At 43.9% G+C, this 23,137-nt stretch carries 23 protein-coding genes; 2 read left to right on the top strand and 21 right to left on the bottom strand.

Features of this window, described 5'->3' with window-relative positions:
- Positions 1–40: 40 nt before the first annotated feature.
- A complete protein-coding gene (locus tag ACFQ2J_RS11560) occupies positions 41–949 on the bottom strand; it encodes a vanadium-dependent haloperoxidase (RefSeq protein ID WP_386060325.1) in 909 nt (302 codons plus the stop codon).
- Between the two features lie 165 nt (positions 950–1,114).
- Between ACFQ2J_RS11560 and ACFQ2J_RS11555 the strand changes: the two genes are divergently transcribed.
- Positions 1,115–2,119, top strand: coding sequence for an NADP-dependent oxidoreductase (locus ACFQ2J_RS11555; RefSeq protein ID WP_386060322.1), 1,005 nt, complete (start codon positions 1,115–1,117; stop codon positions 2,117–2,119).
- 27 nt (positions 2,120–2,146) lie between these two features.
- On the opposite strand, the gene ACFQ2J_RS11550 is transcribed toward ACFQ2J_RS11555, so the two are convergent.
- From ACFQ2J_RS11550 to ACFQ2J_RS11500, 11 genes are all read right to left on the bottom strand, one after another.
- On the bottom strand, positions 2,147–2,755 hold the full coding sequence (locus tag ACFQ2J_RS11550) for a hypothetical protein (protein WP_386060319.1): 609 nt from the start codon (positions 2,753–2,755) through the stop codon (positions 2,147–2,149).
- Positions 2,756–2,766: 11 nt separating this feature from the next.
- Complete coding sequence (locus ACFQ2J_RS11545) at positions 2,767–3,063, bottom strand: hypothetical protein (RefSeq protein ID WP_386060316.1); 297 nt, start codon at positions 3,061–3,063, stop codon at positions 2,767–2,769.
- A 96-nt stretch (positions 3,064–3,159) separates the two neighbouring features.
- Positions 3,160–4,899 (bottom strand): aminodeoxychorismate synthase component I, encoded by a 1,740-nt coding sequence (pabB, locus tag ACFQ2J_RS11540; RefSeq protein WP_386060313.1) that lies wholly within the window; start codon positions 4,897–4,899, stop codon positions 3,160–3,162.
- 1 nt (position 4,900) lies between these two features.
- Entirely contained in the window at positions 4,901–5,506 is a 606-nt protein-coding gene (locus ACFQ2J_RS11535; protein WP_386060310.1) for an anthranilate synthase component II, read from the bottom strand.
- Positions 5,507–5,636: 130 nt separating this feature from the next.
- Positions 5,637–6,107, bottom strand: a complete 471-nt coding sequence (locus tag ACFQ2J_RS11530; RefSeq protein WP_386060307.1) for an SRPBCC family protein — start codon at positions 6,105–6,107, stop codon at positions 5,637–5,639.
- Positions 6,082–6,888, bottom strand: a complete 807-nt coding sequence (locus tag ACFQ2J_RS11525) for a serine hydrolase (protein ID WP_386060304.1) — start codon at positions 6,886–6,888, stop codon at positions 6,082–6,084. Before ACFQ2J_RS11525 ends, ACFQ2J_RS11530 begins: the two co-directional genes overlap by 26 nt.
- 4 nt (positions 6,889–6,892) lie before the next feature.
- Positions 6,893–7,411, bottom strand: coding sequence for a DinB family protein (locus ACFQ2J_RS11520; RefSeq protein ID WP_386060301.1), 519 nt, complete (start codon positions 7,409–7,411; stop codon positions 6,893–6,895).
- A 125-nt stretch (positions 7,412–7,536) separates the two neighbouring features.
- On the bottom strand, positions 7,537–7,638 hold the full coding sequence (locus tag ACFQ2J_RS11515) for a YjcZ family sporulation protein (protein WP_386060298.1): 102 nt from the start codon (positions 7,636–7,638) through the stop codon (positions 7,537–7,539).
- Positions 7,639–7,754: 116 nt separating this feature from the next.
- Positions 7,755–8,228 carry a hypothetical protein gene (locus ACFQ2J_RS11510; protein ID WP_386060296.1) on the bottom strand — a complete coding sequence of 158 codons (474 nt, stop codon included), beginning with the start codon at positions 8,226–8,228 and terminating at the stop codon, positions 7,755–7,757.
- A 102-nt stretch (positions 8,229–8,330) separates the two neighbouring features.
- Positions 8,331–10,037 (bottom strand): ankyrin repeat domain-containing protein, encoded by a 1,707-nt coding sequence (locus ACFQ2J_RS11505; protein WP_386060294.1) that lies wholly within the window; start codon positions 10,035–10,037, stop codon positions 8,331–8,333.
- A gap of 146 nt (positions 10,038–10,183) precedes the next feature.
- Entirely contained in the window at positions 10,184–11,230 is a 1,047-nt protein-coding gene (locus ACFQ2J_RS11500; RefSeq protein WP_386060291.1) for an ATP synthase beta subunit C-terminal domain-containing protein, read from the bottom strand.
- 166 nt (positions 11,231–11,396) lie between these two features.
- On the opposite strand from ACFQ2J_RS11500, the gene ACFQ2J_RS11495 reads away from it, so the two are divergent.
- A complete protein-coding gene (locus ACFQ2J_RS11495) occupies positions 11,397–12,047 on the top strand; it encodes a LysE family translocator (RefSeq protein WP_386060288.1) in 651 nt (216 codons plus the stop codon).
- A 43-nt stretch (positions 12,048–12,090) separates the two neighbouring features.
- Here the strand turns inward: ACFQ2J_RS11495 and ACFQ2J_RS11490 are convergent, their stop codons facing one another.
- The 9 genes from ACFQ2J_RS11490 to ACFQ2J_RS11450 form a co-directional block, all read right to left on the bottom strand.
- Positions 12,091–13,392 carry a diguanylate cyclase domain-containing protein gene (locus ACFQ2J_RS11490; RefSeq protein WP_386062475.1) on the bottom strand — a complete coding sequence of 434 codons (1,302 nt, stop codon included), beginning with the start codon at positions 13,390–13,392 and terminating at the stop codon, positions 12,091–12,093.
- A 110-nt stretch (positions 13,393–13,502) separates the two neighbouring features.
- Entirely contained in the window at positions 13,503–15,017 is a 1,515-nt protein-coding gene (locus ACFQ2J_RS11485; RefSeq protein ID WP_386060285.1) for an HD-GYP domain-containing protein, read from the bottom strand.
- 136 nt (positions 15,018–15,153) lie between these two features.
- Positions 15,154–16,050: an NAD(P)/FAD-dependent oxidoreductase gene (locus tag ACFQ2J_RS11480; RefSeq protein WP_386060282.1), complete on the bottom strand. Its 897-nt coding sequence runs from the start codon at positions 16,048–16,050 to the stop codon at positions 15,154–15,156.
- 208 nt (positions 16,051–16,258) lie between these two features.
- Positions 16,259–18,073 carry an ABC transporter ATP-binding protein gene (locus ACFQ2J_RS11475; RefSeq protein ID WP_386060279.1) on the bottom strand — a complete coding sequence of 605 codons (1,815 nt, stop codon included), beginning with the start codon at positions 18,071–18,073 and terminating at the stop codon, positions 16,259–16,261.
- On the bottom strand, positions 18,066–19,787 hold the full coding sequence (locus ACFQ2J_RS11470) for an ABC transporter ATP-binding protein (protein ID WP_386060276.1): 1,722 nt from the start codon (positions 19,785–19,787) through the stop codon (positions 18,066–18,068). Before ACFQ2J_RS11470 ends, ACFQ2J_RS11475 begins: the two co-directional genes overlap by 8 nt.
- Before the next feature lie 200 nt (positions 19,788–19,987).
- Positions 19,988–20,554, bottom strand: a complete 567-nt coding sequence (locus ACFQ2J_RS11465; RefSeq protein ID WP_386060274.1) for a hypothetical protein — start codon at positions 20,552–20,554, stop codon at positions 19,988–19,990.
- Positions 20,555–20,564: 10 nt separating this feature from the next.
- Positions 20,565–21,761: an Alp7A family actin-like protein gene (locus tag ACFQ2J_RS11460; RefSeq protein ID WP_386060271.1), complete on the bottom strand. Its 1,197-nt coding sequence runs from the start codon at positions 21,759–21,761 to the stop codon at positions 20,565–20,567.
- Positions 21,762–22,326: 565 nt separating this feature from the next.
- Positions 22,327–22,659, bottom strand: coding sequence for a CHY zinc finger protein (locus ACFQ2J_RS11455; RefSeq protein ID WP_386060268.1), 333 nt, complete (start codon positions 22,657–22,659; stop codon positions 22,327–22,329).
- A gap of 23 nt (positions 22,660–22,682) precedes the next feature.
- Complete coding sequence (locus ACFQ2J_RS11450; protein ID WP_386060265.1) at positions 22,683–23,114, bottom strand: SRPBCC family protein; 432 nt, start codon at positions 23,112–23,114, stop codon at positions 22,683–22,685.
- Positions 23,115–23,137 lie beyond the last annotated feature (23 nt).

Here is a 23,137-nt window from a genome sequence, read left to right as displayed (position 1 = left end):
GAGATTAAATAAAAAAGCAGACAATTGAGCCTGCTTCTGGTTAAAAGAACAACTTTGGCTTAGGACCTTTATCGTCCCTTTTTCTCTTCCTTTCCTGCTGGACATCACTACGTAACAACGAGCCGCACTGCTGTTCGAAGTCGAAAGGTATCCCCTGTTCGTATGGAGGAGGAATAAGTTTTGCATTCCTGAACTCCCTGTAATGGACATCAACAGGCAGTCCTTCTGAATCCAAATCTTTTTCCAGCTGTTCAACGACCAGTCTTCCGATTTGTCTACCCAATCTCAAACCTTGATCATTATCAACTTTGAAGTGTACTCCTCCAAGCAACCTTGATTCTGCATCTTCTTCCGCTAATTCACGCAATCGTCTGCGCTCACTAGGGAAGAAGTAACTTAAGATGACTTCTGCTGCTCCAGACACTGCTGCATGCCCTGACGGATAGGCAGGAAAATTCGGTGTGCAGATAACAGTAGCGAATTCCCTATCCAGTTGGTTCGGTCTAGGGACAAGCCACTTATATTTTAAATACCAGGTGACGACAAGTGCATCGTTCAATCCGGAAAAAAGTGCACCTAGAATTCTCGCCGCTCTTGGAGGTTCCACTCCGTACGTGTCAATCAGTGCATCCACAATCGGAACCCACTGTTTGGATGGAGGCCCTGATCCCCAGTACACCGCTTTAAGCTTATCCTCTTCTGTCAGACGATCCGCTACTCTTTGGACGAGCTTCAACTCCTCATACCAGTCAATTCGGTCCGGTTTTACAATTTCAAGCTCGATCGGCCGTCCATCCAACGTTTCGAAACCGCCTCGTTCACTTCGTTCGATGAAATAAGTCTTCCAGGATCCTGCATATGGAGTTACCGCATTCCGAGGAGGGTGACTCTCTCCCGCATAGGGAACATCCGTCCATAATGGGTAGGATCCTCTGCGCTTTCTTGACATGATTTCACCCCCTTTTTTATAAGGTATTCGACCATGCCATGATAAGATTGGACAATTGACCATTCCTGATACCATGCTGTCCGCCTATTCTTCAAGGGATATCTTTTCCCCTTACGGATACAACCCGTTACAATGAATACATACGTTTGAAAAGGAGTGAAAGCAATGGGGAAAATGAAAGAAATCCATTTAGTGAAACGTCCAGAAACAACTCCAACAAATGAACACATCCAACTTGTAGATGCAGAAACACCTGAACAATCAGAAGGTGAAGTGCTCGTCAAACCGCTCTATATTTCAGTTGATCCTTATATGCGAGGAAGAATGAGTAATACAAAATCCTATATCGCCCCTTTTGAATTGAATAAACCTTTGGAAGGCGGCGCTGTAGCCCAAGTGGTTGAATCCTCTCATGAAGATTTGGCTCAAGGGGATATTGTTACTGGTATGATACCTTGGGCGGAACAGGCTGTAGTACCTGGAGACAGCGTGCGGAAGATCGACCCTTCTCTGGGACCATTGAGTCCCACGCTTCATGTATTGGGGATGCCAGGTCTTACTGCCTATTTCGGACTGACAGACATCGGTCAGCCTAAAGAAGGTGAAACCGTTGTCGTGTCGGGTGCTGCTGGTGCGGTAGGCTCAACAGTCGTCCAAATTGCTAAAATTTACGGCTGTCGTGTTGTAGGAATTGCAGGTACAGAAGAAAAAATCGACTTCCTTAAGGAACTCGGTGCAGATGCAACGATCAATTATAAGACGGAAAATGTAAAAGAGGCACTGAAGGAGAAATGCTCAGAAGGGGTGGACGTCTATTTCGACAATGTAGGTGGAGATATTTCCGATGCTGTCTATCCACTACTGAATAAATTCGCCAGGATCATCCAGTGTGGAGCAATCGCTTCTTACAACAAACCAGGTGATCAAGGCCCACGAATGCAGATGCACTTGATTAAATCGAGTGCATTGATGAAAGGATTCACGGTCGGGGATTACCAAGAGCGATTCGGAGAAGGTCTTAAAAGGCTTTCCACATGGCTGCAGGAAGAGAAGCTTACCTATAAAGAGACGGTCACGGAAGGATTTGAAAATGTTCCTGATGCATTTTTCGGATTGTTCAAAGGGGAAAATATCGGGAAACAGCTTGTAAAAGTAGCAGATCCTGAATAAAACACTAAAAACGCTTAGGCTGAGTGCCTAAGCGTTTTGTTCTTGTTGGGGATTCCCGTACGTTTCATCATAATCATCGCGTAATAGATGAAGCGCTCGGGTGATCAGTTTGACCATCAGTAAATAGATGACCATCATCCCCATATCAAGAAGAAAAGAAATGGTCAGAGGAACACCGAAATCCCCGGAAATTGAATTGTTGAAAATGTTCGTTCCCCAAAACCCGATATAAAAAATCGGGAGGTACACATACAACTTTTGTCCAATATGCTCTGTACGATCGTACTGCTTAAAGTGGCGGTACATCGTGGCGTACACATTCCACAAGCCATAAAGGTTGTAAACGGGTACAATCACTCTTGCGAAAGATCCCCAAGGTGAAACCGGATAATACGAATCCATCGCATTTAAATCCTTATGTACTTTGTATAACCAAATCAAAAACAGGATGCCCTGGATGAAGTAAAACACAAACGTTCCCCATATCCCTATCACATCCAACATTTCAATCTTTCTATATAACTCGGTATCAATGATGTAGATCAATGAAGTAAAGAATTCTATAAACAAGGCAATGAATGTGAGGATGATGAAGCCTTTTAATAAATGTACCGAATGGTCAGATTCTAATCTCAATCTTCTCCTCCTTATCCACTATTCATAGAGGCTTTCAGAGAGTCAATATATCGCTTTCCTTCCACTAATGAAAAACCGAACGCTTTTCGTGCTTCCTTCACAGCCTCTATATCTTTTCCTTCCTCAATCAGAATTCGCAATTTATCGATTTCAGGGTTCTCCGGCAATCCCATATATTCTGCAAGCTGTTCGAGGCGTTGATTCATGCTGGACATCCGCTGTTCCATTTGCTTTAGCTTACTAAGCATCCCCAACAATAAAAAGAACAGAACGAGAAAGGCCAGGCCTCCCTGCAAAGTCAATTCCATAATCGGTTTCCTCCTCCACCTTAACTTCTCTAACGCAATCCTACCATATTATCCCTGGAAGTTCAGAAGTTTCTTAGAAAGAAGCGTACCAATTTTTTAGTAGATAAACGAGACTTTAACCCAGCCTCGCACACTATTGATCATCCAGACTTGATCCGCTTCATCCAGCAAATGCTTTGTTATAACTTGCTCCTTCAAAATTCCCTCAACTAATAATTGCTGCCTGCGTGTCCCAGGGAGAAGCCCGCATTCGACAGGCGGCGTATAATATTCTCCATTTTTTTCAATGACGAGGTTCCCAATCGTAAATTCGGTCAACTCATCCTTGTCGTTCCATAGCAGAACGGTTTCAGCATGAGTAGGTGCTTGCTGCTGTAAGTTTTCATAGATCGAACGCTCCGTTGTTTTGTTAAATAAGAATGGATTCATTCGATCGATCGGTGCACTTGCGATAGATGACCGGATCGTGTTCATTTCTCTCTTGATTGGTGTAGCAGTAATATCCACTTCTCCACCTTCACTTACCAAAACCCTCACCTTATGATTACCATCCGGATACTTCTTTCGACATTTTTCAAGCGCCATTATTACCCGGGAAATAGGAACAGCAAAACCAAAATAACGGACTGAGTCTGTAAGACGTTTCATATGATAGTCCAGTAGAGGGAATTCACCGGCCTCCATCCTCAATGTTTCCAACAGTTGAAACTCCTTGCGCTTTTCAGTCAGAAGTCTCGCTTTTGTTAAAAGTTCCTCGTATTCGCCTTCGGCCGTAGAGTCCCACGTAATGCCGCCGCCAGTCCCATAGACAGCTTCATCCGTATCCGTGTCGATTGTTACTGTACGGATCGGTACATTAAAGATCGCTTCCCGCTCAGGTGTCATATATCCAATCGCCCCACAGTACACCCGTCTCGCTGACTGCTCCAATTCCGAGATGAAGCGCATTGTACTGACCTTTGGGGCGCCTGTAATCGAGCCACAAGGAAACAGTGCTTTGAACCAATCAAAGGGCGTCATGCGTTGTTTTAATACCGCCTCAATTGTGGAAGTCATCTGATGGACGGTGGGATATGATTCAATCGAAAAGAGCTTCGGTACGTTTACCGTACCAGCTTCGGCAATGCGCCCTACATCATTCCTCAACAAATCCACGATCATGAGATTTTCAGCCTGATCCTTTTCAGAATGACGAAGGGTCTCTTTCAGAACTTCATCTTCTTTCGAATACCTGCCTCGTTTTGACGTTCCTTTCATGGGTTTTGTGGTGATTCTTCCGTTGTCCACCTTGAAGAAAAGTTCGGGGGATGCAGAAAGGATGCGGTATCTGCCGGTGTTCAAATGTGCGGAGTAGTCTCCCTTCTGGTTACGCGCAAGCTGTCTGTAAAAGCTGTTATCATCACCTTCGAACTTAGATTTCATCCGGACTGTATAGTTGACCTGGTAGGTATCCCCGTCTTCGATTGCTTGCCTAATCTTGCTTATTCCTTGTTGATAGGAAGCAAAATCGCCATCCAAGTTCCAATCGGATAGCTGATACGACTCATCTTTCCCAGATGGAAATCCCTGCTTCATCTGTTCGTACACACCAAACCAGACGAGTGGAAAACCCTTGGCTTCATGAACCTGAAAAGCAGGATCAAAAGCTGGTGCAGCCTCATAGGAGACATAACCTGCAACATAGTAACCTTGATCAAGAGCGTGATTGACTTCTTCAAAGACTTCTTCCACTTCATCAAGCTCATTTGCCTGCAGAATACGTACAGGTTTTTCAAACATACGAGGGGTAGCTTTACCTGTTACATTATCAGGAAATTCAAACAGCAGCTCGTACACCCTACACCCCTCCTATCTCTATAATGGAACTTTTCCTTTTCAATGCTTGTTCAAAATGATTTTTCAACATCAAAAACCCGGACTTAGTCATAATGGACTCTGGGTGGAATTGGATGCCTTCAACAGGAAGGTGGCGGTGTCGAACAGCCATGATTGTTCCATCCAAAGTTCTTGCACTGACTTCCAAATCTTCAGGGATAGATGCTTCATCCGCTGTCAATGAGTGGTACCTTGTGACAGGGGTCGGAGAAGGAATATCTTCGAAGAGTGTCCGCTTATCATGAGTGATTTCAGATACTTTGCCATGGACAGGCTCCAATCCTTTTATCACTTTCCCACCAAAATATTCTACAATTACCTGATGCCCCAGACACACCCCTAAGACCGGGATTTTGCATGCGAAATTTTCCAGCACACGTGCGGAAAACTCAGCTTTGGCAGGAGTGCCTGGTCCGGGAGAAAGAACAATCAGATCCGGTTCATAGTCGGATACTTCCTCTATGGTGATGTCGTCGTTTCGTCTAACGACTACATCCGTGTCCAGCTGGAGGTAATACTGATATAAGTTATAAGTAAACGAGTCATAGTTATCAATGATGACAATCATGTTTTTCACCACTTTGTTTTCAAGTTAGTACCTTCATTATAGCTTGTCTTAGGAGAGTTGAGAAACCGGAGCATTTTGGCAGAAGTATAATTATTCCTGAACAATAAAAAAAGCCGGAAATGTACTCCGGCTATCCACTGCTATATTCATCACGGATCGTTTCCCATTTCTTCCAAGGAAATTCAGATGGTGTGCCATTCAAACTAGCTTCAAGCATATCCAAATGACTTTCCCACCCACCGATGATGCTTGGCATCTGGGCGGCATCATGGATGATGTGAGTCAGGGACAATCGACACCCTTCTTCAATTGGGGTGACTTCAAATGTCACAGTTTCGTTCATTTCTACGTCCCACAGGTATTCGAAAATCCATTTATCTTTAATCTCAATGATTTTTCCTACCTTTTTGTTACCTGCTGACTTATTGAAATGAATATCCATTCTTCCACCAAGTTGATATTCCATGTCTACATCTGCGAACCATTGCCTTAATTTATCTGGCGAAGTGATCGCTTCCCAGACCTTTTCGAGAGAATGGGGATAATTACGAATGAATTGTACGATATAACCGCCTTCAATTTCGTTGATGATTGGCTTCAACAGGCTTCTCCTCCCTAACTATCAATTCTTCTACGACTAATTTCCCTACATCCGCTATCAACTCTTTACCCTTCCAATTTGAAGTTAACCCTTCCGTAAGGACCACCACTTCTGCAACGTTGGCTTTATACTTGATTAAGGCACTGTCATGCTCGACTCCCGGGAGTTCTCCTGTCTTATTATAAAACTGGACTTCCTCTACATTTACTTTGGCTGACAGTTTATCTGTGAACTGCTGATGACTTAGGATTTCCATCATCATAGTAGAATACTTTTGTTCAAACAGGTCAGGATCCGAGATTAACGAAAGGCACTTCCCTATCGCTGCTGCTGTAATCGTATTATCCAGCCCTGCCTCCATTGCATCCATGTCCATGAGGTTTCGATTCAAGTGCGTTCCTTGCAGATCATTTTCTTTAATGAACGCTTGAACATTTTCTATACCTAAATCCCGGATCAATATATTGGTAGCAGTGTTGTCAGAAACAACCATCATAAGCGTCAGCAGCTCTTGGAAGGAGTAGGTGGGTCTTGGAGGAAGAGACTGGATGACTCCCGCACCGCCGACTACATCCGACCGGAACATCGGTATCGGTTCGTCCAGCTGACGGTCACAACAACTGACAAGATGGAACCCATATAAAAAAATCGGCCACTTTATCAGACTAGCTGCAGAAAACTTCTGGGTCACATTATGTTCATACCTTTTACTCTCAATGCTCACCAGGATCGCCACTTCCCCTTCGATTCGGTCCAGTACGTGTTGCAATTGACGTTCCATCGCTTCATCCACCCCTTTCCGCATTTTCCAGTGCGTATAAGTAGAAAATATAATCCGTCGATGCTCCTTTATGTCCCATCTGCCGCAGCATCGCAGCTAGGTTTCCCCTATGATAGGTGCCATGATTGACAATGTGCTGCACAATTTCTATGTACGTGGTGTGAAGCTTCCCAAATCTAGGGTGTTCCACGATCAAGGGGTCGTCTTCGCTTTCCACTTTATCAAAAAAGCCTTGAAATGCTCCCGTCAACTTTAAGAACTTCTCTTCAATCGCTTCGATTGTAGGACTCTCCGCTTCCTTATCCCAATCCTGCACCTTCGAAAAGATCGTATCAAAATCATCCCCCACTAGGCAGCCGAGCCAGATTTTATCCACTACATAGATGTGTGAAAACACTTCACTCACACTGGAAAAAACGCTCTCCACTTCCTTTTTGAAAATGGATGGATCCATTTCCTTCAAAAGATTGAAATACTGCCGGTTTGCCCATACATGGTATTCATATAACTGTTTTGCTTTCATCCTCATTCACCTCGTCTGATTTTGAGTTCAACTAACCCCTTATCCCTTTATTCGATTCCAAAGGAGTCAGTCCCTTTTTTGAATGCAAAATAAAAAGCACTCCCTTAAGGGGAGTACTTCAGCTATTACCAAGCGATTGTAGCTCCGACGATGATCAATAGGATGAACAAAACTACGATCAGTACGAAGTTGCTTCCGTAACCGTAACCACCGCATCCGTAACCCATACAAAAAACTCCTTTCTATACTGAAATAGATGCTTAAGCATGGATGGACCATACCCTCTATACATCATATTTAAGAAATGGAAAATTGTATGGGTACTAAACCATGACAGTCGAAATCAGGCCACCATTTGCTCAAGCAAAGCAAAACATTCATTGGCAAGGTGGTATGCATCCGTCAATTGGACGGACGAATGGATGATGGTATAGATTGTGATCATACAGAACAATGTGACCAGCGCATAATACATCAATCTTGAAGATCTCACTTTTAATTTAGAACCTGCAAAAAGGGCGACAATTGCTCCAATTAAATATATCAAGGTGATGATCAGCTTCAGCCGTTCCTTATGTACAACATCGATCGCACTTTTGTAATCCTCCAAATGCTGCTGATTCCATGGCGTTTCGTTAAAATAAAGCACTCTATCCTGCTTCTCGATCATCCATATCATCTTCTGATGCTCGGTCATTTTCACTTCATAGGAAAACATGCCGGCGGACCCTTCAGCTATGAGCAAAAGCTCTGCATGTGCCGTCACGGGGAGGAGAACAACCATGACACAACCAACAAATAACGTGATGTTCTTCATCGTTCCCTCCCGCTCGCCTTCCCTGAGGCTGATTGTAATAGTTTGTCGCTAAATTTAACAGGCGGCTAAAGGTCAAGCTGCCTATATATTATTCTACCATAATTAATGGTGTTTCTTTATTCCTTCAACAATTTTATCGATGTCCAACTGTCCAGGGAATTTATCGACGATTACGCCATTTCCATTCACGTAAATGATGCTATAACTATAGATGTAGCGATCACCATCCTCCGTCATAGGACTCTGGAATGCCTCTCTAGCAAACGTTCTGATCACTTCATGGCTGTCAGGTGAAACAAAGTGGATATCCTCGGATTCAAAGCCGATACTCTGTTTGAACTCTTTCAAACGATCAGAGGAATCATATTCGGGTCTCACGGTAAATGCAACGATTGTGGGTGCAAGATAACTCGAAGCAAGCTGATGTTGTACTTGCTTCATTTTTACTAATAAAGGGATGTTTGTCGTTGCGTTATGTTTCGTATCGATCAGCACGCCCATCCACGTCTCGCCAAACAATGCGTCGTTGCTGATGCTCCCCCCATCCTGATTTGGAAAATTGAAGTCGGGTACTTCCCGCACATCTGAATTTTTATCTGTTTCCACCTTCTTTTGAGGGGGGTTACCTGCATACTTCTTCATCAAGTCCAGGACATTCGAGTAGCCCCGCTCTTCTGCAATGGAATAGGCGCTACGCCCTCCGTTCACCACCATGTATGGATCTGCTTCATGTTCAAGGAGAAGTTCAATGACGGGTTCGTAATTGAACTGTACCGCCGTCATCAAAGCAGTGCTCACCTTCCCTTCAATATCCGAGTTGTCGTTGATGTGATTCACATCTGCTCCATAATCCAATAATAACTCCACCATTTGAAGGATGGAGACCACTGTTTTTGCATCTTCTCTGTTCCAAATAGCTTCTTCTAGCGGAGTGGCTGCAACCTGATTATTACTTTTATTCGGGTCTGCTCCATGGTTTAATAATGCCTGCATCATGTCTACATGACCATGTCTCGCAGTTAATTCAAGCGGGGTTTCTCCGGATACTTGATTGATGTTCGGATTCTCTCCTTGCTCAAGGGCTTTTCTTACACCCTCTCCATCACCATTGTTAACTAAGACAAACAAATCAAGCTCTTCCACGGCTTCGACTTGCATCTCCTCAGTACTCTCATCCCCAACATAAGATTCTTCAACATTCTCTTCTGTGTCTCCCTGTGTATGACGCTTATCCTCGAGCAGAAGGTTCACTCTAGCAAAAAACTCACTCTCCATCTGATCAAATGCGTCTTCGACAAGTGTAAATTCCCTTTTCGCATCGATGTATATTCCCTGCCACACCTCGGACTGATTCACATCATCCTCCTCGATCGTTTGCATTACTTTTTCCATTCCGTGCAAATAATCGACGTAGACCAGGTGGGCTTCTCTCAATAGAGCAGGTATGTCTTCCTTTTCCACCCCTTGTTTTATATGGTGGCGCACTGTACGTAAAGCAGTTTCGTAATGATCGATTGTAGCGTCGTTGGCCGCGCCTTCTTTTACAGCAGGGGCAACCCTCAGCAATTCCTCCATGCTGAATTCTATCATTCTGACAGATTCTTCTACGAAATCACCATAGTCGTTGTACTCTCCCTCTCTCCCTTGTTCATAAATGTTCAGGATTTCTTCATCAGATAAGTCCGACACGGAGACTGGCTGTAGATCTGTAGCGGCAATTCCGCTGTCAGATGATGTAATTCCAGAGGCATCGGCACACCCCATTAGTAGTCCGGTAAAAATCAATGCAGTAATACTTTGCAGTTTCATAAGCTGTAAACCCCTTCAAATTTATGTCGTCTACGAACTTTATCGGTCAGCAAACACCAATATGAAGAAGTACGGAAACATTCATGGGTAAAATTACTCAAACGAAAACCTCCGATGCATGCAGGTCGGAGGTGTAAATGGAGATTCTATTGGATTTTACCGATGAAATGCAGCTCATCTTTCTTTACAGTATCGGTAGCCCCATCTACTATTTTCTGAATATCTGAGAGGGCATCTTTCAAATGGACAAACTCACCTTTTTGCTTCGTAAATTCTTCTGCCACAAAGAATGGCTGGGTAAGGTATGCTTCCAAGCGCTCACCCCGTACATACGTCTGTCTTTCTGAATCCGGTATCGACGCTTCCCCTTTTACATTGACAAACGAGCGGAGCTCCCTGTACCTTCGCAACAGCTTTCTCGCACGCTGTTGGACAGTGAAATGCGTCTGATCAATATAGACATCCTCCAATAGTGTCGAAGTAGAAGATACCGGCGTTACTGCAGGATACATGTGCCGTGCAGCCAAGTCGATGTCGAACTGCCATAAGGTTTCCAATGGACCATATGGAAGTTCCTCATCCATCGAGTCTCCGGATAAGTCAAGCAGGAATGTCGTCACTGAAGTGATTCCTTCTTTTTGCAAGCGTTCCTGCAAGGCGAAAATTTCACCATTGACGACTTCAGAACGATCCGCAGCGAATACGATGCCTTTCGCCTGCTCGTTAGCTTTAATTTGCTCATACACTTTTTCAATATCGGTATCCATCACATCGAACTGTTCCTTCAGGTCATCCACTTCAGGATGTTCCCCCTCCGGCTTCAGCATCATCGTCTTATACCCGTCTTTTCTCAAACGGTAAAACACTTCTGCAATGATGACGAGCTGCCCCATTCCAGGTCTTGCAACCAATCCAACTGTACCACCTTTGGTCAACGGCGCGAACACATCCAACGTTTTAATGCCAGTTTCAATCATCTCCACTTTTCCCCCTCGTATAATGAGTTCGTCTAAGCTGCAATCTGCCAATGATGCTAACGCTACAATCGTCCTTACTTCCGATCGACCGACCGGTATTTTACCTGTACAAAGATTTGATACTGTAGCTGGACGGAGTCCAACAGATTTAGCGGCACTGGTCAAGTTCGGCACCTTCCTCCGAAGCAAAGCTACATTCAAACTAATATTTTCCATCACTTCCACCTCCTTACTTTATATAGTAATCAAGTTTACGTTATAAAGCAACAAATAATTACGCTTTAAAGTAATTATTTTTTCGCATTGCATTAGTTCTAAAATCGATACAGGTATCATCTACTAGGATAGACTTGCTTGTCCTTTAAAAAAGGGGTGCTGGAAAATGGGAATAGTCGTTGGTTATATCCTGTTAGGACTATCTATTGCTGCTCCAATCGGGCCGATTAATATTGAAATTATCAACAGGGGATTGAAGTATGGATTTTGGCCGTCTTTCTGTGTGGGATTAGGCGGGATGACGTTCGACTTTTTCTTCATGGCGTTCATGTTCATGGGTCTGGCGCAAGTGCTCGGTATTGTTTGGGTAAAGGCCTCTCTGATGTTATTGGGAAGTGTCATACTGATTACTTCGGGGTGGACAAGCTTAAAAGGAGCACCTCCTGAGACGCTTCACGAATCAGAATTTCCGTCGCGAGAATTGAAGCGCGAGGCTTTAAAGGGGTATCTTACGGGATTCACCATCGCCGGCACCAACCCAATGAATCTATTATTTTGGCTTGGAATCTATGGATCCGTCCTTAGTACAGCACTTACAAAAGGAAACCCTCTGGAATCCTTTTTGATCAGCAGTCTGGTGTTCGTCGGACTCGGACTGTGGAATGCGAACCTGGCTTTTACGATCCATTACGGCCGTATACTGATGAATGGTACCATCACCAAGTTGGTCCATGTGACTGCAAGCTTTATCTTGATTGGGTTTGGAATAAGGTTCGGTTACCTCAGCTGCATAGAATGGCTCAACTTCTTTATCTGACACTCTTCTTTAACAGACAAAAAAAGAAGGGCTGCCCCTTCTTTTAACTTTCGTAACACTTGATTCGGATGTGATCTTCCTTTTTTGCCTCATATAGCGCAAGATCAGCATGGTGAAGAAGTTCTCTGCCATTTTCGGCATGGCTCGGGTAGACGGAGATGCCGATCGATAAGGTCAAATCAATCGTACCCTGATTCAATACAATCGGCTGTTCCACATGGGAAAGGATCCTGTTCGCAATCTCCACCGTCAGCGACTGATCTTCAAGTTCAGGAATCATGACTACAAATTCGTCCCCTCCAAGCCGAGCAAAGACATCTTCTCCCCTTAGAACCTTTTGCACCCGCTTAGCAAAAATGATCAACACTTCGTCTCCCGCCTGGTGTCCGAATGTATCGTTGATTTCCTTGAAATTATCCAGGTCGATATATAAAAGCGCAAGCGATGGATGCATATTTCGACCAGTTGCAGTCATCGCATCTTCCAATTGCTGATAAAAATATCGTCGGTTCGGTATCCGCGTCAGCTGATCAAGGTAAGCCATTTCTTCCAAGTGCTTTTCATACTTCTTCCGTTCAGTTATGTCACGGCAGATTGTCTGAACCGCGTACCTGCCATTATATTTCACCCTGCCAGCATGCACTTCTACATAAAAAGCTGTCCCATCACTTTTGATGAATCTTCGCTCGACAGGGCCGGACTTGTCACCCTTTTCAATGATTTCCATTAAACGATTCTTTATGGTCGAGGTAGACTCAATATCAATATAATCATAGATGCTATTACCGATCAGATTTTCCTGTGTTTTGCCTCTGAGCAATTGAACACCTGCGTCATTGACATACATGATCTGTTCTCTTTCATCATGGACAAAGACAGCATCCGGTGACATCTCAACAAGCGCTTGATACCTGTCCTGCATCTCTTCCAGACGTTGCTTCTTTTCAATCAGTTCTGTATTTTTCTTGAATGCATGGATGTTTCTGAACATCACTACGTAATAGGTGTATTCTCCGCTTTCGCCTTTGAAAGGGTGGATCGTCAATTCCCCTTTGAAACCAAGGCCCTCCTCAGAGAATGAATGAGCGTTCACATCGGTTGTCACAGATCGATCCAGCCATTCTCTCAAATAAGACGCTGTAGCCGCATCATGCGCCTGGTCCAACCGTTTATAAAGAATGCCCTGGGTATGAAAGTATTTCTTCGCTTCATTATTCAAAAATACACATCTATACGCGCCTTCAACTTTCTCATACAGCAGTACTCCATCACTGATCGTGTCGAATACTTGTTTTAGCATGGATGGGCTGTGTTCAATCAAATCATGGACAGTCGACATCTTCATTCGGATCACTGCCTTCTCCTCGTGGTATATAACTAATATCCTAATACTAAATACCCTGACGTCTTTACCAATCAAACATGACAACTGATGGAACAGCACATTGATGTGTATTAAAACGTTGATACAAGATAATCGCTTTGTGTTTTCCCCTGCATCATTTCAAGGAAGATTTCAGAAAAATACGGATCCCACTGCGTCCCCTTGCCCTCTTCAATGATTGCAAGCGCTTTTTCTTTGCTCATCCCTTTTCGGTATGGACGATCAGATGTCATTGCATCATACGCATCTGCCACAGCCATTAAGCGACCGAACACGGGAATCGCTTCTCCCTTCAACCCTTCCGGATACCCTTTTCCATCGTACCGTTCATGGTGGTATCTCACTCCAGGCAAAATCGGCTGCAAGTCTTTGGGCAGCTCGACTTGCTCAAGGATATTCGACCCAATAGCAGGATGTCCCTTGATCTGTTCAAACTCTTCGACTGTAAGCTTCCCTTCTTTCAAAAGCACATCATCACGAATACCAATTTTCCCGATATCGTGAAGCAGTGCAGACTTACGCAACAGATCGATATCTTCTGCAGAGAATCCAGCTCTTTCTGCTATTTGAACCGAGTACTCCGCCACCCGCTTCGAGTGACCTGCTGTATAAGGATCACGTGCATCCAATGTAGCTGCAATCACCGTGAAAAAACTTTCGAGCATTTCTTCATTCCGCTCATCCCGTTCCTTGATGCCGGAAACCATATGATTGAATCCCGAAGCTAAGTAAGCAAACTCATCTGAATACGTATTTTCCACTCGCTCATATTCACCTTTATAGACATCTCCGAACCGTTTTTGTAAAGCTTCAAGCGGTTCTTGTATGCTTCGATTCAAGAAGAATGAGGTTCCTAAAGCTACCGCTAAAATAACGACCATGATAACAGATGCCCAGCTCCAGTAATCTTCAACCCCAGCATCCACACCTTGCCCCAGTCGCACCTTCGTTGCCATCATGAATAAAAGCACCGGAAACGTGGAGGTGAACAAAGAACTGACGAATAATTTCTGCTTGATGGTTACACCGGCATTCTCACTTATGCCCAAATCACAACCGTACAGATGCATCCCTTTTTCATTCAATTCTTTAATGATTGGACGAATGGCGCGGTCAGCCATAAAATATTCAACCAATGCATGAAGCAGCGCGATCAATGCACCTCCACTCCAAGCCATAGCTATGTATGTGTAGGGGATGCTTAATTCACCCAAATAGATTAATACAGAGAGAAAAGAGGAAGCCGGAATGGCCAATCCAAGAAAATGCGGTCCGATAATACGTCTTACCGTCAGCAGGGGGAACTTATGGGTAGCCATAATTGCTGTGTGGATCTCATCGATGCTTGGGCTTTCCTGCTTAAATGCTTGTGCAATAGGCGCCACATGCCTTCTGTAAGCGTAAAGTTCACAGCCAAGCATAATGATTACTGATGAACCCATGGCAATCAGGAAGTACACCATTTCTTCCGTTTCCAAGTTCAATGTTTGGAAGATGAAGATGCTGCCTACTCCGAACACTGCAATCATCGATCCTATAATATAATTAAAGATGACACTTCGTTGGAACTTATTAAAAGTACTCAATATGCCCTCTCCTTATAATCAGATTAATACTTAAATTATACCAAATGAACTAGTACAAAAGTAGTCATTACGTAACAAATTCCGATTTTTTACATCAAAAAAGCCCCACACTTTAATACGCGTGGAGCTTTCGGCATCATACACTGATCAAACTTTTATGAATCCAGATGGCCGCTTGCAGACCATCACCCATCGCAATGGCAACCTGTTCGGAATGAGCGACGACATCCCCGGCAGCCCATACGTTTTTTACACTGGTTTCTTTCGTTCTGGCATCTGCCAGGATATGCCGATTGTGGTGGAGCTCGATACCAAGCTGAGCGGCAAGGTCTGATTTGACTTCATTTCCTCCGAACGCAACAAATGCATGTCTTCCAGGAATGCGCTGTTCGTTTTCCAATACGACGCCTTTAAGTTTATCCCCTGTTCTTATGATTTCAGTAATCGGACCTTCATGGATACGAATACGATTCTGTTCCAGCTGCTTGGTCAACTTTTCTCCTACAAAGGCTCCGTCATGATTGATATATACAATCTCATCCGTCCAGTACTTCAACGTAAGAGCCATGTTCGCGCCTGTGTCACCTGAACCTAATACAAGTACACGCTTGCCCTTAACCTCATAGCCGTCACAATCCGGACAGATATATATGTTGATACCAAGGCATGCCCGCAGGTCCTTCAGCATCGGGATACGATCTACAACCCCGGTTGCGAGCAGGAGTCGCTTCGCTTCTACATGCTGGTCGTTTTCAGTCGATACAACGAATACGTCATGATTTTTTTTGACAGCTTTGACTCGTTGTTTTTCAAAACTCACCCCTAATTTAGCTGCCTGCGCTTTTCCTGTCTTCCTAAGAAAACTTCCACCAACTCCATCAGGCCAGCCAAGCAGGTTGTGATAGCTTCTGCAAAGATTGGAGCGACCTTCCTCACTATCGATCACCAGCACGTCATGCCCATATCTGCCTAATTGGATTGCAGCCTGTAATCCAGCAATTCCTCCACCTATAATGACACACTCATAAGTCATGGGCATCCACCTCCTGCACATTACCTATTAGCCTGTACATTATATGGAAAAATATGTTTCAGACACGTGGTTTTGATTAGAAACACTTGGCTTGTCGCCAAATACTTATGGCGAAAGCCTTAGTATTTTCTTATACTTTATTCCTTTAATAGAATTAAAATCTCTTAAAGTACAAAAAGAAAAGACGCCCATAAACCAAGGCGTCCATTTATGCATTCATCTGTGTCCGAACAAGGTCCGCATAGAAACCACCTTCTTTCAACAACTCCCTATGTGTCCCTTTTTCAATAATTGCGCCTTCTTTCAATACGAGTATTAAATCTGCATGGCGAATCGTATTCAGCCTGTGGGCAATGACAAAAGTCGTTCTCCCCTTCATCAGCTTTTTCAGAGCATCATTGATTTTCATTTCTGTCACGGTGTCGATACTGCTTGTCGCTTCATCCAGTATCAGTAACGATGGATCTGCCAGCATCGCTCTCGCTATAGAAAGGAGTTGTCGCTGACCATGGCTGATGCCTTTACCATCTGCATCCAGCACCGTTTCATATCCCTTCGGCAGTTCCATGATAAACGCATGGGCGTGGGCAGCTTTTGCTGCTTCTACAACTTCCTCGTCAGAAGCGTCCAATCGACCATAACGCAAATTATCCATAATGGTTTTATTAAAAAGCGTAGCATCCTGCAGGACAAGACCTGTCTGATTCCTGAGGCTTTCTCTGCTGATATTCTTTATATTGGTACCATCGACATAGATCGCTCCTTTATCCGGCTCGAAAAATCTGGATATCAATGAAATGATGGTCGTTTTCCCGGCACCAGTCGGCCCGACCAGTGCGACCGTATCTCCTGGCATGGCACGGAAATTGATTGCATCCAACGTCTCTTGATCCTCTTCATATGCGAAATGTACACCCTCGAAAATTATTTCCCCGGAAATACTTTCGACAGCTTTCGCATGGCCTTCATCCGCCTTTTCTTCTGCTTCATCCATGATTTGGAATACCCGTTCAGCACCTGCTACAGCAGATAAGATCATATTGTACTGGTTTGCAAGGTCATTCAATGGACGAGTGAACTGCCTGGAATACGTAGTGAAGGTAACGATTACTCCGATAGAGATGGAACCTGAAAGCGCCAACAGCCCGCCGGCACCGACGATGATGGCGAAACTGACGTTATTCAGCATATTCATCAGCTTAGGAATGAATCCGGAATACGTCTGCGCCCAATAGCTGGAGTGTCTTAGCGCTTCATTCTTATCGGCGAACTCTTCCATGACCCTCTTTTCCTGGGAAAACATTTTGATGATGCTGTGCCCTGAGAATGTTTCTTCCACATATCCATTCATTTCTCCCAAATGCTGTTGCTGATCTTTGAAGAACCTCCCTGTACGTTTCGTAATCCATTTCATCCCAAAATACATGACAGGAAGGATTGTAAGCGTAAATAAGGTCAAGAGCGGACTCAATAGGAGCATCATGATGATCGTCCCCGAAATGGTAATGACACTGGTCGTAAATTGAACTACCGCTGTGTTCAACGTTCGACTGACATTCTCTATATCATTCGTCAGTCTGCTCATCAGTTCACCGAATTGATGCTTCTGAAAAAAGGAAATCGGCAGTTGCTGAAGATGGGAAAATAAGTGATTTCTTAATGAAAATACCGTATTCTGGGCAATCCCGATCATCCAATAGTTTTGTAGCCAAAGTGTCAGCGAGTGAAAGACATACACTCCACCCAGAAGTACAAGCATCTGCAGCAATTCACTTGCTCTCGGATCATCGATGACACGGTCCACTGCAACTCCAAGCAGATAAGGACCAAGCAACGAAAGCAATGAACTGGCTATGATCGTCACGATGACAACCCAGAACATTGTCCTCTCAGCAGCCATATAGCTCCATATTCGGGTAATTGTTTCTTTTATGTTGTCAACCTCAGGAGGCTTCGTACCAATCCCCTGGTGCCTTCGGTGAGGGTGGGCAGGCGCCTTGTCGTGCACTTTCCTATCAGCCATTTCCCATCACCCTTTCCCGTTGTTGAGACTGATAAATGCCATTGTATTCAGCGCTGGTTTCCAAAAGTTCCTCGTGGGTTCCTGAAGCCACCAGTTCTCCTTTATGCAAAAGGAGAATCTGATCCGCTTCGCGCAGCGTGCTTATCTTCTGCGCTACGATGAATACCGTACATCGGTGTTGCTTCAACGTTTTCAAAAGCTTTGTTTCTGTATGTGCATCCAATGCGCTTGTGCTATCGTCAAGGATCAACAGCTTCGGCTTACGTATTAATGCTCTAGCGATTGATAATCGTTGCTTCTGTCCTCCGGAAAAAGTGACACCCTTTTGACCCAGCCTCGTTTGGTAACCTTCCGGTAGGCTTTTAACAAAGTGGTGGATTTGAGCATCCTTAGCAGCCTGGATCACCTCTTCATCTGTAGCATCCTGTTTGCCCCAACGAATATTTTCGCTGATTGTCCCCGAAAACAAATGGACGTCCTGCGGCACTAGGCTTATTCCATTTCGCAGATGCTCGATATCAATTGCTTCAATTGGAGTTCCATCCATTACAATCGAACCTTCTTTGTGCATAAGCAGTCTTGGAATCAAGTGAAGTAACGTTGTCTTCCCTGCCCCCGTTTCTCCAAGAAGACCTATCGTCTGACCAGGTTCGACCGTGAAGGAGACTTGCTTTAATGCAGTCGCTTCTTTCTCAGGATAATCGAAAGATACACCTTTGAACTGGACGCCACCCTTCAATTCAGGACGACTTGCTTCCTTGTTGAAAGCCACGGCTTCCGTTTCAAGCACATCAAAAATACGTGTAGCCGAGGCTTTTCCTCGTGAAAATGTCATGATCAGGAATGTAAAGACAGAGAAAGTGAACAGCATTCTAGTTGCGTAATTGATAATGGCAACCACTTCACCAGGCTGTGCCCCGTCCACTCTTAATTCTCCTGCACCAAGCCAAAGCAAAAGCAGGATCACCGCGTTCATCAGAACCATGACGATTGGCATTGCCAGCTCCATCAACCAAAGCGCTTTTTTATTGTCCTGACGCAGGGAAACGTTTTTATCGGTGAAGCGCTTTTCCTCGTAATTACCCCGATGAAATCCTTTGATCAGCCTTATATTGGCCAGGTTTTCCCGGATCACGGTATTGACTCCATCCAATTTTTCCTGCACTTTTCTGAAGAACACGACACCTTTCAGCAATACCCAGGATAGAAATAACAGGATGAATGGGACAGTAAAAAGTAAGACCATTGCAAGACCGACATGGACGGTGAAGGCCATTATCAAGCCACCAATGATGAATAACGGTGCCCGCAATGCAATACGCATGGACATGAAAATCAGATTCTGTATCTGAGTCACATCATTCGTAACCCTCGTAAGAAGAGAAGGCACGGAAAACGCCTGAAAATTTTCACTGGTGAAGGCCTGGACACGTTTGAAAAGATCTCTCCTCAAATCATATCCGACCCCCTGACTGACGTTGGCAGAGAAAAACGAATTGATCACTCCAGATGCAAAAGCAAGTAGCGACATCCCGAGCAGGATACCACCCCAAATAGCAACGGCATCGAAATCATTTTCAAGTATTCCGTCATCAATGATCTTCGCCATGATCAGCGGTTGTGCCAGTTCAACGATCAGTTCAACGATCATCAACGACAAGCCGATCCATAATGAAACTTTATATGTATTCACATAAGCTAATATCTTCCTCATTGTGATCCTCCGATTGTATCGATGGTGATGCATCCATTATACAGAAAATTTCAGAAAACTTGGATTTCAGGCTTCTTTTTATGGCTTCTATCCAGAAAATTTTCTTGAAGTGCAAAAAAAGGAACGAGCAGTTCTCCTGCCGTCCCTTTATCAATGTATGAGTAAGTATTTGGTTTTAGTCGTATGAGTGCTGATTATGTTCATTTGTTCATTTTATCAAGGAAGCCGCCGAGAGGATCCTCGTCTTCCACTTCTACTTGCTGTTGCGACTGGAAGTCATCTTTCATTGAATCCCAATTCAAGTTGTCCAGATCATCATGGTTCAACGGAGGTAGTTCTTCCTCGTGAGGTTCTTCTTCCACAGCTTCATCCGTAGATGTGGCCGCATGTTCTTCCTGCAGGTATAACGCTTCGTTTATATCAAGCGCATTACTGTTCAATGATGCTAATAGGGCGCTTGATCTGACCGGATCTGCAATCAACTGATAAAGGATGCTTCCGAGCAATGCTTCAGAATGCTCGTACTTCAACCAGTCCCTTTGCGCCTTGGTCAGCTGCTTCGGAAGGGGGATCGTGATCGTTTCTTTTTCCTTAGCTAACGTTTCACCGACACCATGAGTGACGAATTCGGCGATTTTACTGGAAAAATTACGACGTTCCGTTTCTTTCAAGTGCTGCAATTGTTTGATTATATGATCAGGTGTATCAGAAGGGACGCGAAATGTGATCGCTTGTCCCCTCTGAATCCCGTTCCCTGATTTCTTCATCTACATCACCTTACTTAGAGGCATTGGCAGTTTGTTTCTCAGCCTTCTTTTCTTCTTTTTTGTTCACCTTTTCATTTTTACGTGAAAAATCGACGATCAATTTGTAATACGCATTCGCCATCATCCAAATGCTTTCCTTTTCGTCTTCGAAAAAGTCGATGTTGTAGCCATCTAAGTTGTTATTCAACGTTTTCAAGTAATCTTTCAGCACACTAGCTCCACCACCGACAAAGTAGCAGATTTCTGTCTGGGAGTTCTTCTGCCATACATTTCTCAGATGACGGTACTGTTTCTTCGCCAATTCCAGCAGAATGCGGTCTGTAATGTCATGGACACTAGTACGGCTTCCTTTGACCATGATATGGTTGCGATCGTTTTTCTTCGTGATGATATCGACGACGTCGCGACGGCTATCCAGCTCTACGCCATGTTTCGTGCGGATTTCTTCACGGATTTTTTCCAATGACTCAGACACACCAATGTTGAACCCTTGCGCCTTATCATCATCCACATTACGGTCTTTGATGACAGCGATATCTGTAGAAAGGCCACCGATATCCTGAATCAGGATACGCTTATCGATCAAGTCTTTGTTAATGATATTCAATTCATTATCCATTACTAGATTGATATACGCTGCAAATCCCTCAGGGTAGACTTTCACTTCATCAAATTTAAGATTGACTTTGATGCCCTGGTATTTAGGTGTTACAAGGAACTCTACCTGGTGGACGGAGCCAAGAAGTCTGGAACGATAGCCGACATCTTTCCCTTCTTTGACTTCTCTTAGCGGAAGTCCTGTACCCAAAGTATAGTTGGCATCTACGACACCATTTGCTTTCTTGAATGTACCTTCGTTCTTTTCATTGACTGCATCGAGTGCAAGGGCTGCGAAGAGCATCACCAATGTCTGGTCTTCTTCCGATTTCGCACTACCCGGATCCAACTCTGACGCATTGTCACTTTTCGTAGCAAGATTACCTACACGGTAAATCGCATTGTTATCCTGCAGGGCAGGGGAGTGGACACGGACGTGCAGGTTGTCTGCCGGATCCTTCTGGTCCAAATCTTCAATACCGATGACCGGGCGATCCTCAATATCCCTCGCGATCACGTTTGGTATGTAAAGCTCTGAATCTAGTTTACCGAATATCCCTTTGACTGCATCATTTCCTACATCAACTGCAGCAATTCTTGATTTTGTCATGTTAAGCCTCTTCCTTTCATTATGAAGGTCCTCTTTTTTAAATCTATCACTATAAAAATAGAGTTGTCTTAAATGTACTGAACTTAAGGATACCAGTCAATCAGCATTTCGAAGTATTCCTTCCAGTGTACTTGCATACGTTTTTCGTGTACATAATTACAAAAGTGTACACATGTCTCTATAACAGCATGAGTACAACTTTGTAAACTTGTTTTCAATATTGTATACATTAGAGTTACATTTTGTTTTCTTGTAAACTTTAATGTATACAATTCAGATGTAGGTAGGAATTACTCTTTTAATCCCTGTTCCATCTCCTACTTTATACAGGAAAATAAACCATTTTATTCCATATGAAAGTACAGAGTGAAACTCAAAGAACACTAAAAATTACTATTGAAGTGAGTAAAGTGAGAATGATGCAGTAGAAAATGAAAGATGGTTCAAAAGATTAGAGGAAAAAAGTGAAAGATCTCTTAAATACACACAAAAAGAGGGAGAAGTGGGATAAATAAAAAAACCGAACAATATCCGATGAATTGTTCGGGTTATAAACAGGGTAAAGTTATTCAAAGTATAAATGATGGTGAAGCTTACATCCGGGGTTGAAAGAGGAACCACATGAGACACACGCTGAAGAATTCTTTAAGTATGTATCAATTCGATGCTGGGTACCACAAATCCCGCATAGGATGGCCTTTTCAGAGTGTTCCTCTCTTGGCCAGACTTCGACAGGATGACCGGCAATTTCCTCATGACAGGAGATACAGGAGTAATACGTATCACAGCACTTGAATTTAATTGCGATGACATCCCTATCACTCCTGTAATGCGAGCACCTGGTCTGTTCATCCACCCCTACCCCTTTTACAAGGACTCCTTTGACATGGCATGACATGGGATTACCTCCTCCACTAACCTTTAATCTTCAATGTATTTCTTAAGTTTTTCAAGGTGATCGCTATCTTCCTTCTTTATAACAGCAGTCATCAACGGTTTCATCAGCAGATTTTTTAGTCCTTTGGTTTTCAATTCCCCATTGAACTCAACCCTTGTACCTTCCCCACTATCACTGAATTGATAATGATAGATGATCGTCACACCACCGTGCACACTCTGTACGGAATACTTGGCATTAGGTACAAATTCGACAATTTCAAGAGTCGCTTCTGCTTTCCTGCCCCTGATTTCACGAACTTCCTTCACCTTAGTACCAGTACCTACAGGTCCTTCCGTCAATTTCTCTACTTCGACTACATTATCCATTATTTCCGGAGAATTATCGAAATCTGTAGCTGTATTGAAAACCTCATCCAGTGGAGCATTAATTAAGACTGATTGGCGAAAAGCCATCTCCTTCACCCTTTCTCACACGT

This window comes from Thalassobacillus hwangdonensis, from assembly GCF_042675915.1.
Lineage (GTDB): Bacteria > Bacillota > Bacilli > Bacillales > Halobacillaceae > Thalassobacillus_A > Thalassobacillus_A hwangdonensis.
The sequence above is the reverse complement of the archived record's forward strand: the minus strand, read 5'-3'. Positions and strand labels throughout refer to the sequence as shown.